This is a genomic window from Desulfobacter curvatus DSM 3379, from assembly GCF_000373985.1.
GTDB lineage: Bacteria > Desulfobacterota > Desulfobacteria > Desulfobacterales > Desulfobacteraceae > Desulfobacter > Desulfobacter curvatus.
The window spans coordinates 1-2,595 of record NZ_KB892985.1 but is presented as its reverse complement, the minus strand read 5'-3'; the positions used below and the strand labels follow the sequence as shown (position 1 = coordinate 2,595).

Here is a 2,595-nt window from a genome sequence, read left to right as displayed (position 1 = left end):
ATTTTATAGTCGTCTCAGCGAGAAGAAACTATCACGTTTTTTGTTCTCAAAGATAGGCTTTTTTCAAACCGGGAAAATGGGAATGCGCCCTAATAAGAATGCAACCGCCACATCACATAAAAAAACAACTATGTCACATGCAAAACCTATTCTGAATAACCATTGAGAAGAAAGAATATTCCTTGCGGTAATGTCAGCATCTTCATAGGCGATCAGATTTGACCGAATAAAAATTTCGCTGTACAGGCCAAAAACAATAATGACAAGATAAAGGAGGCCGGTAATCCTAGCGTATGTTACAGTGTTTATCTTAAGAGATTTTTTCATTTTAATTGATCTTTAACCAAACCGGATTGGACAGCCGCATCCTGATCCTGAAAAATAGCTATGGCCGTCATCATTGGCTTAAACCCGAGTTTATCATAAAAAGCCTCCTTTCCGGTATTGGCATATAAAATTATTTTTTTATGTCCTTGTGAAAGCGATAAAAGTTTTTTAACGATTGATCTACCGGCGCCTTGTCCCTGAAATTCCTCCTCTGTCCCTCTGAATCAAGACCATTGCCGCCACGACCAGCAGAATGCCGGGAACGGTGATAGGGATAAACCGTTCCATCCCTGAAATAATGCCCAACAAAATGACAAAAACCGGGGTGATAAAACTATAGGCAGAGGCCTTGGTCGCACCGATCCGAACGATGCTGAACTGCATCAGAAAAAACGTGGTTAATGTCGTAAATATAGATAAATAGGCAATTCCAGCATACACACTCAATCCTACACCTTTCCAGTCAATCTGTCCCAGATCCTGCCAGGAAATAACAGACAGCCAGACACTGCCCCAAACAAGTACCCAAAACGTCAGTAATTCCATGGGTTCCTTCCGATAGAGCTTTTTGATCAGCACATTGTACAATCCAAGTGCCAGGCAACCAATAAAAAAGACAATATCCCCATAGTTCAGGTTTAAAGTCACAACGGCGTTGATGTCTCCCCTAAATACTATCCAGACAGCGCCGAGGGTGCCGGCAAAAAGTCCCAGTGCCCGGAATCTGCTGATGTTATCCTTGTTCAAAACCATTGCAAAAAAGGCCGTAATCGTTGGAACCAGGGTAAATAATGCACCGGTATTCAGCAGGCTGGTATACCGAAGACTTTCAAACATGCACCAAAAAAATACAACCAGCGGAATGCTGATGATGATGTAATGGGATGTGTCTGTCCACGACGGGAGTCTGAATCCGTTTCGGATCAGGACATAGGGCGCGAACAGAAGTGAGGCAAACATGAATCTTAAAGACATCATGACCGCAGGGGGTAAGGCATGTGTGATAGCCGCCCCTACCGGAAATGAGCTTGCGATGAGAAGAATATTCAGCAGCATGAGGGCATGGACAAATCTGTTTTTCTTTTTTTGTGCGGCTAATACCGCATTTGTATGGTGTATATCCATCATTTTAATTTCTCCCTTTTTTAAACAGGCCCTGCCTGAAAAGGCAGGGCCTAGGATATTTATCTTTTTATGTGAAAGTCTCCAGCAAGTAACTGGATTCTTTCTATCTTTGTTGTGGGTTGAGTCTGGGTGTCGATAGACCAGGTCAGCCCATGGCTGTTGGTCAGAAGGTGGGGGCTTTTTTTAGAAAAATCAATCCAAGGATTCTTCCCCAGGGTTTCGGCGCCCTGGATTCCGGGATTCTTATAGCGCATGACAAAATGATCAGGCCCGTGTGCGTAGGCCACTACCAGCCCGTATTCGGCATCAAAAAATCCGCCATGGGGAACCAGTCCCGGATAACTGACCCGCCATGCATGTCCGCTTTTTCCGACGTGCCCGAAGGTCAGCTTTCCCACTACATTCCCGGGAAGAACGAAAAACCATGTGTAAGGGCCTCCGGACACGATAGTCATAACTTCATCTATGCCGACGCCGTCTTCAGAACTGTTCACATGGAGCTTCCCGAATTTTTCCTGAAGATAGACGGTCATTTCGGGGCTCAATGATTTCATATCGTATACTTTGGGATAAGGCGACACGCCAATTTCAGAGGTTGAAAGAGAGCCACCGTGATAGGCAGCCGGCGCTCTGCCGGCCAGTTGAATCTCCGCCAGCAGACCTTGCCGGTCCAGTGAGAAGGCCGATATCAGTTCCTTTGCCTCATCAGAGGTCAATGCACGGCGCTGTGATGCCTTGAACAGATGGGCTGCCGATTCGGGGAGTGAAAGTGTACTGACCCTGACGCCAACAGCGCTTAAAACTTCATTAATTGCTCTTACGCCGTAAGTAGAAGGAGAGCCGTCGCTGTATGCCAGTTCAATGAAACCTTCATTGACTGGCGGGGTCTGTACGTCAGATTTTGTGGTAAAGCCATAAACAATGGCTGCTGCAGAGATCATAAAAACGATTATTTTAAATGATATTTTCATTGGTTGTATCCTCCATTTTTTCCGGACGGGTAAAGTTTGTAATGTTAACGCTGTGTGTCCTGTCCGTTGTTAACCATTAAAACGGGCGCATTCCCATTTTCCCGGTTTGAAAAAAGCCTATCTTTGAGAACAAAAAACGTGATAGTTTCTTCTCGCTGAGACGACTATAAAA

The 2,595-nt window shown here is 45.1% G+C and carries 4 protein-coding genes; all 4 read right to left on the bottom strand.

The window, feature by feature from the left end; genetic code table 11:
• Positions 1 to 63: 63 nt before the first annotated feature.
• The 4 genes from B147_RS33305 to B147_RS0107380 are packed head-to-tail and all read right to left on the bottom strand — an operon-like array spanning position 64 to position 2,423.
• Positions 64 to 327: a DUF4386 family protein gene (locus B147_RS33305; RefSeq protein WP_020586580.1), complete on the bottom strand. Its 264-nt coding sequence runs from the start codon at positions 325 to 327 to the stop codon at positions 64 to 66.
• Positions 324 to 503 (bottom strand): hypothetical protein, encoded by a 180-nt coding sequence (locus tag B147_RS33460; protein WP_083927837.1) that lies wholly within the window; start codon positions 501 to 503, stop codon positions 324 to 326. Before B147_RS33460 ends, B147_RS33305 begins: the two co-directional genes overlap by 4 nt.
• A gap of 4 nt (positions 504 to 507) precedes the next feature.
• The gene (locus tag B147_RS0107385) at positions 508 to 1,455 is read right to left on the bottom strand and encodes a DMT family transporter (protein ID WP_020586579.1); all 948 of its coding nucleotides are present in this window, start codon (positions 1,453 to 1,455) and stop codon (positions 508 to 510) included.
• A gap of 56 nt (positions 1,456 to 1,511) precedes the next feature.
• Entirely contained in the window at positions 1,512 to 2,423 is a 912-nt protein-coding gene (locus B147_RS0107380) for a hypothetical protein (protein ID WP_020586578.1), read from the bottom strand.
• Positions 2,424 to 2,595: the final 172 nt, after the last annotated feature.